Raw genomic sequence first — 6,780 nt, 5'->3', positions numbered from 1 at the left:
TCAGATGTAATTTCTTTCAAATTGTTGTAATTTAAAAAACCAAGAAACATATTTGAAATGACAATAATAAAAATTAACAGAGCCGTTACTTTGTATTGAATACTCACCTTATGCATTCGCTCACCTTGTATTATACCTAAATTCCGCCTTCAATAATGCAGGTTTTTGCAAAGATCATTAACACTTGATACTTTTCGGATGTCTTGAATATTTCAAGAAGCTTCTTCAATATTTTAACATTATGTCCGTTCTTTCTCAACACTTTTCTAGAGCCACTACCTTGCATTCACAACGCAGGACCTCAAATTAGTTATATTGAAATTGTTTTGATGTAATTCTTACCGGATTCTAATCATGGCTTAATTGATTTTATATCTCTTAAGGGTAAAATACAATTAATAAGATATCTAAGGAGGTGCTCTAAATGTTATTTTCGTTAATTACGATGGCTCTTGTTGGTAAACTACTTCATGATAAAGGCTATGAAATGGAAAAACTGATTCCATATGTACTCATCGCAGGTTTAATCGCTTACTTTATTCCAATTGGTGCAATCATTGCTTGGCCATTTAAAATTTTATTCGGTATTATAGGTGGCATTTTTGGTTTTATTGGTGGTATATTTGGTGCCGTCTTTGGTGGCATTGGTGGCGCTGTTGGTGGCATAGCTGGTGGTATCGGCGGTGTTATCGGTTCAATTTTAAGTGTAGTCTTTGGCATCATAGGTGTCATTATAGGCATTATCGGCGCTGTGATTGGTCTAGCTTTTGGTTTAGTCGGTTTAATCATAGGTATTGTCTTTTTACTCATTATTCCTGCAACGATCATATTTGTACTCTTTAAGATTATCAATTCAGGTGCATTGACCTCTCAAGACAGAAGATAATTTAATGTTTAGTGTGAGAGCATTCATTAACTAGAAAAATATATTCTTTTTTAAAAGAACTCCCACAATCATAAAAAAGCGTTCAACAATTACTCAAACTGATTTATCAGCTTAATTTGTAGTTATTGTTGAGCGCTTTTTACACGTGTATAACACAAGTCATTTTATTTAGGATTCTATGAGACCAAGTCAATTATTTTATGATTAATTAGTTTTATATAGTAGTTCTGAACATCTTCAAGAGAGTACTTTGAATGCTCAGATTCCAAGACTTCTTCAATCACGTTGGACATTACAATTTCACCATAAATGTCATATATGATTTCAGCAGCATGTATGATCTTATTACAGAGTTCTAGTTGCGTTTCCGTGTCTATCTCCAATACTTTTATCTCTTCATTTGACATAATAGCGCCCCCTTGAAAATCCTAACAACAAACACTGTTTTATTATTTATTCTATAACTATATTATCGACTCTTTTTGTAAAAAATCCAGCTTTTTTTCATTAAATTCACGTTAATAACAATATTGTAGCTGTCTTTCCACATTAAAAGCTTTTTCGTTGACACTATCAGAGACTAAATACGCCTCGTCACTCATTTCTACTCATGTTTATTGATGTCGACATTTGTTTTATTCCAAAAAAAGCGACTAAAGACTACTATGGTCTTTAATCGCTCTTAAAATTGTAATTTGTGCTAAAAGTTAATCTTCAATTTTCTTTGATGCATTGATTTTCTTAATTTCTTCAATAACGAATGGCAATACCTTGTGAACATCACCAACGATGCCAAGATCTGACACATCAAAAATAGGCGCGCCTTTATCCTTATTGATTGCGATGATGAGTTCTGCTTCTTCCATACCTGCAACGTGCTGAATTGCGCCTGAAATACCACAAGCCAAATACAAGTTTGGTCTTACTGTTTTACCTGTTTGACCAACTTGACGGTCGTGATCCATCCAGCCGCTATCTACTGCCGCTCTTGAAGCTGAAACCAAACCACTGAGTTCATCTGCTAAATCATAGAGAAGTGAGAAGTTCTCTTTAGAACCAACACCTCTACCGCCTGAGATAAGCACTGTAGATTCTTGAATATCAAGTTTTGCTTCCGTTTCTTTTTCAAAAGATATAACTTCAACATATTGAGCATTTTTTTCAAGCTTGATGTCATATTTTACTATGTCACCTTTTCTAGAAGCATCTCTTTCAAGCTTTGTCATAACGCCAGGTCTAACAGTTGACATCTGAGGTCTATGATCAGGCGATACAATAGTTGCCATGATATTACCACCAAATGCAGGTCTTGTCATTAAAAGCATACGATCTTCATCAATTTCGAGTGATGTACAATCTGCTGTAAGGCCTGTTTCAAGTCTAGCTGAAACCCTAGGTGCTAAATCTCTACCAATTGATGTTGCACCAAAGAGTACAACCTCAGGCTTTTCTGCCTTAATGACATCGACAAGTGCCTGAGTATAAGGTTCAGTTGTGAAAATTTCGAGTGCTTTATCATCAACCAAAAGGACTTTGTCCGCACCGTATTCCACTAAGAGTTTCCCGTGCTTTTCCACTTGGAATCCAGGTAAGACAGCAACCAATGAAACCCCGAGTTCATCGGCAATCTTTCTACCCTTACCCAACAATTCAAGTGAAACATTTTGTATTTCATTAGAGCGTTGTTCTACGAATACGAGAACACCTCTGTAATCATTTAAATTCATAGTATCCCTCCTAAATCACAAACTTTTCCTTTAACTTGTCAACGATTGCAGTTGCAAGCTCCTTAGGTGTTCCTTCAACCACTTTACCAGCTGATTTAACACCTTTGGTAAACGACTTTTTAACTTTTGTAGGCGAACCTTTAAGACCCATCTTTGATGGATCTGCTTCAATATTCTCGAAAGTCCAGGTTTCTACCTCTAAGCTTCTATGCGCGTCAATAATACCCTTAATACTCATGTAACGTGCATCGTTCATTTCAGATAATGTTGTGATTAAGCATGGATAGTTTACTTTAATCATTTGGAAGCCATCTTCAAAGCTTCTCTTAACCACCGCATGATCACCCTTATGTTCAAAATTTGAAACATAAGAAATCTGTGGTAATTTTAAATGCTCTGCGATTTGTGGTCCAACTTGAGCAGTATCGCCATCAATTGCTTGACGACCTGTGATTACTAAATCAAACTCTATGTTTTTGAGCGCTGCTGCTAGTGTTGTAGATGTTGCTAAAGTATCTGCACCAGCGAAAACTCTATCTGTTAATAAAATAACTCGGTCAGCACCCATTGCATATGCCTCTTGTAAAGCATTTTTAGCTTGAGGTGGACCCATTGTAATAACTGTAACATGAGCACCAAACTCATCTTTTAATCTAAGTGCTGCCTCAAGTCCTGCCTTATCATCAGGATTTATGATACTTGGAACGCCATCTCTAATAAGCGTACCCGTCTTAGGATCTAATTTAACTTCGTTCGTATCAGGAACTTGTTTGATACATACAACAATTTTCATTTTTTCGCCTCCAAACATTCAATTACTTAAGCTCTGCCGCAGCAATAACCATTCTTTGAACTTCACTAGTACCCTCGTAGATTTCAGTGATTTTTGCATCTCTCATCATTCTTTCAACTGGGTATTCTCTTGTGTAGCCATAGCCACCGTGAAGCTGAACCGCTTTTGTTGTTACCTCCATAGCCACTTCTGACGCAAAGAGTTTCGCCATAGCTGCTTCTTGAGAATAAGGTAACTTTTTACTTTTCTTGTCCGCAGCCAAATAAACTAACAATCTTGCTGCTTCAATCTTAGTTTTCATATTCGCGATTTCAAATTGAGTGTTTTGGAATTGAGCTATTGATCTTCCAAATTGTTTTCTTTCTTTTACATATTTAACAGTCTCGTTATATGCACCTTGTGCGATACCAAGTGCTTGAGCTGCGATACCGATACGACCACCATCAAGTGTCATCATCGCAACTTTAAAGCCTTTACCCACGCCACCGAGCATATTTTCAACCGGTACTTTACAATCTTCAAAAATAAGCTCACAAGTACTTGAACCCCTGATGCCCATTTTTTTCTCTTTTTTACCAACGCTAAAGCCTTCAAATCCGGATTCAACGATGAATGCTGTTATCCCTTTGAGACCTTTAGATTTGTCAGTCATTGCTATTACAATGTAAACATCTGCATATCCTGCATTTGTTATGAAAATTTTACTACCATTTAAAATGTAGTGGTCACCTTCTAAGATCGCAGTAGTCTGTTGACCTGACGCGTCTGTACCAGCATTTGGTTCTGTTAAGCCGAAGGCTCCAATTTTTTCACCTTTTGCAAGTGGCACGAGGTATTTCTCTTTCTGTTCCTCTGTTCCAAACTCGTAAATCGGTGCAGCACATAATGAAGTATGCGCTGATAAAACAACTGATGTAGTGCCACATGCGACACCCAATTCTTCCACAAGGTTGATGTACTGAAAATAGTTTCCACCTGCACCACCATATTCACGTGGGAATGGGATACCCATCATCCCTAGAGCTGCCATTTTTTTAACAGTCTCTACTGGGAACTCTTCGTTCTCGTCGATCTCTGCAGCGATTGGTGCAACTTCGTTCTCTGTAAACTTTCTGAACAAATCGCGCATCATTAGATCTTCATTTGTCATGTTAAATGTCATTTTTCTCCCTCCAATTGTTAATTTTTTAACTTTTAATGCAAAATAAAATCCCTGTTATTATTTTAGCACTACTACTAAAAAAATGACAGGGAATATATTGTTAAAATATTAATTTTTTTTGAGCATTTCTGTAAACGATCTTTTAAGTGTTGATTTTACATGCTTTCAATCAAAACTTTATGAATTTAAAGAGCAGAAGCAGAATCAAAACAAGTATACCTATCCATGAATATCGTTTTGCGGATAAAAAATGAAGTTTTATAGCATATTTGTTTTCATATAACTTCTTGTTCTTAAACTTAAGTTGTTCATCAAAAACATGATAAAAATCAGGTCTCTCATCGATAATTTCTTTAACTTCCTTGGTGATTACAGCTTCAGCAACTTCAGCATCCTTATCGGGCACCCAAAGTTCAAGGGCATTGTTTGTACCTATTTTTACTCTGGTACGAATGCCATAGTGGTTTAATCTCAGCTCTTGATCAATAAAGTATCTTTCATCCTGATAGGCTTCCACAGACCTAATCATTACCCATTTATAGAGTTTTTCCATATGTTGCCCCCCTTTTGAAGAGTGCCTTCATCATAAAATCCAGAAGGGTTGCCAAAACAATCGTAATAATTGCCCATGCAAAAACCGTCTCTGTTTGAATATTGATTTTAGCCATTTGAAAACTTCGTCCAATAGAGTTAGGCGTCTGGCTTAAAACTTCTGAAGCAATTACAACCTTTAATCCCAGTGACGTTATTGCAATGATACTACTTGTCAAATATGGCCAAATAGATGGTATATAAATGTTACGCACCACTTTTTTATAATCGATGCCATATATCTGTGCCATTTCGATGAGCTTATAATCGGTCTGATGATAGCCTTGAAGTACATTTGCATAGACTATGGGAAAGGTCACTAGAAATGTAACAAATATTGGTGAAAAGACACTTGGCATCCACAAGATGACGTAAACAATAATAACAATGGTTGGTAGAGTTCTGGTAATGAGTAATACGGGTTTTAATAAATATTCAACAAACTTTAACTGACCCGCAACAATGCCAAGTAATAAGCCCACAAGGACGCTTAAACTGACGCAGACAAGAACCCTTAATAAGGATTTTATGATAATAACAAAGAAAGCCCTGTCCGTCACTATTGTCATAAGCGCCTTTAGAGATTCCCAAGGCGACGGCAATATATAGGCTTTTCCAATGATCATTGACCCTAACCACCAGATCACAATCAAGAAAATAGAAGATGCAATTGTAAAATAGAGTTCTCTATTTTTTGTAGTAGAATCCTTCATCCGGCAATTTGCCCCCTATCGACTCTGGAGATGCTTTTAATAAAATATCAAAAAGGACCTCTAAACTATCTCTATGATCATAGGCATCTTCATGCCAAATATTTAATCCATCCATTGATTTCACAATAATTGGCGTTGGTGTTCCAAGTTCAAGCTCTTCAGCGTAAGCTCCCGCTTCCATTGGATATTCATTTACCCAAATACAAGACTCTTCAAGCTTAGAAATAAAAGCATCTACCACTTCTGGATAGGCCTCAGCCACTGTGTTTTTAACCATCAATCCAGCTTGAGGGAAACCACCTTCAATGCCACTTACCTTTTCAAACTCCTTTTGAAAATCAAAGAGTACAGTGTAAGGAACATCTTTGGTACTCACCACTGAGAGTAATGGCTCAGGCATAATCGTAACCGCTGATTTTCCAGCTAAGAAGGTCGGTGCCACTTCAGTTGTGCCCGCAAGGTAGACCATATTCATATCTTTATCAGGATCAAGGCCATTCGATTCTGCTAAATATCTAAAGATCAAATCTGGGATTAAGCCTTGACCAATCATATATACGTCTTTGCCTCTCAAATCATCCCAATTTTTGATATCGAGTGATGTGATCATATAAAGGTTTCCGTGAGTGTTGATACTTGCAAACTTGTAAGGCACGCCTTTGTTGTAGAGCTTAATGGCAAGGTTTGTCGGTACAATTGCGAAATCCGTCTTTTCACCCATAATTTCAGTAGCCAATAAGTCAGTAGCTGTCAGTGATTCATATTCCACAGTTACATTGTCCTTTAAGGATGGCTGCTCATAAATCATCTTTAACATCGCAATTGTTGTTGCACCTTCAGGTGTAATGGCTCTTAAGTGTAGCGGTTCCAAATCCGTTTCTGTTGGTTCTGTTTCTGTTGGTTCTGTT

8 protein-coding genes are annotated in these 6,780 nt (G+C 36.9%); 1 reads left to right on the top strand and 7 read right to left on the bottom strand.

The features are described 5' to 3' along the window. Positions 1 to 424: 424 nt before the first annotated feature. The gene (locus tag AC220I_RS15925; protein ID WP_486724848.1) at positions 425 to 886 is read left to right on the top strand and encodes a hypothetical protein; all 462 of its coding nucleotides are present in this window, start codon (positions 425 to 427) and stop codon (positions 884 to 886) included. Positions 887 to 1,062: 176 nt separating this feature from the next. Here AC220I_RS15925 and AC220I_RS15920 read toward each other — a convergent pair whose 3' ends face one another. The 7 genes from AC220I_RS15920 to AC220I_RS15890 form a co-directional block, all read right to left on the bottom strand. Beyond that, a complete protein-coding gene (locus AC220I_RS15920; RefSeq protein ID WP_486724847.1) occupies positions 1,063 to 1,293 on the bottom strand; it encodes a hypothetical protein in 231 nt (76 codons plus the stop codon). 300 nt (positions 1,294 to 1,593) lie between these two features. Then, entirely contained in the window at positions 1,594 to 2,613 is a 1,020-nt protein-coding gene (locus tag AC220I_RS15915; RefSeq protein ID WP_486724846.1) for an electron transfer flavoprotein subunit alpha/FixB family protein, read from the bottom strand. A 10-nt stretch (positions 2,614 to 2,623) separates the two neighbouring features. After that, positions 2,624 to 3,406, bottom strand: coding sequence for an electron transfer flavoprotein subunit beta/FixA family protein (locus tag AC220I_RS15910; RefSeq protein ID WP_486724845.1), 783 nt, complete (start codon positions 3,404 to 3,406; stop codon positions 2,624 to 2,626). Positions 3,407 to 3,428: 22 nt separating this feature from the next. Next, positions 3,429 to 4,568: an acyl-CoA dehydrogenase gene (locus tag AC220I_RS15905; RefSeq protein WP_486724844.1), complete on the bottom strand. Its 1,140-nt coding sequence runs from the start codon at positions 4,566 to 4,568 to the stop codon at positions 3,429 to 3,431. 169 nt (positions 4,569 to 4,737) lie between these two features. After that, on the bottom strand, positions 4,738 to 5,121 hold the full coding sequence (locus AC220I_RS15900) for a hypothetical protein (RefSeq protein WP_486724843.1): 384 nt from the start codon (positions 5,119 to 5,121) through the stop codon (positions 4,738 to 4,740). Further along, positions 5,105 to 5,872 (bottom strand): ABC transporter permease, encoded by a 768-nt coding sequence (locus AC220I_RS15895; RefSeq protein ID WP_486724842.1) that lies wholly within the window; start codon positions 5,870 to 5,872, stop codon positions 5,105 to 5,107. The genes AC220I_RS15900 and AC220I_RS15895 overlap by 17 nt, the downstream gene beginning before the upstream one ends. Continuing rightward, a partial coding sequence (locus AC220I_RS15890) for an ABC transporter substrate-binding protein (protein WP_486724841.1) occupies positions 5,847 to 6,780 on the bottom strand: 934 nt, incomplete at its 5' end. The genes AC220I_RS15895 and AC220I_RS15890, both read right to left, overlap by 26 nt.

This window comes from Fusibacter sp. (genome assembly GCF_057447755.1).
The sequence above is the reverse complement of the archived record's forward strand: the minus strand, read 5'-3'. Positions and strand labels throughout refer to the sequence as shown.

Coding starts and splice junctions, on each gene's coding strand:
- AC220I_RS15925 (WP_486724848.1), top strand. CDS start 425: ATGTTATTTTCGTTAATTACGATGGCTCTTGTTGGTAAACTACTTCAT.
- AC220I_RS15920 (WP_486724847.1), bottom strand. CDS start 1,293: ATGTCAAATGAAGAGATAAAAGTATTGGAGATAGACACGGAAACGCAA.
- AC220I_RS15915 (WP_486724846.1), bottom strand. CDS start 2,613: ATGAATTTAAATGATTACAGAGGTGTTCTCGTATTCGTAGAACAACGC.
- AC220I_RS15910 (WP_486724845.1), bottom strand. CDS start 3,406: ATGAAAATTGTTGTATGTATCAAACAAGTTCCTGATACGAACGAAGTT.
- AC220I_RS15905 (WP_486724844.1), bottom strand. CDS start 4,568: ATGACATTTAACATGACAAATGAAGATCTAATGATGCGCGATTTGTTC.
- AC220I_RS15900 (WP_486724843.1), bottom strand. CDS start 5,121: ATGGAAAAACTCTATAAATGGGTAATGATTAGGTCTGTGGAAGCCTAT.
- AC220I_RS15895 (WP_486724842.1), bottom strand. CDS start 5,872: ATGAAGGATTCTACTACAAAAAATAGAGAACTCTATTTTACAATTGCA.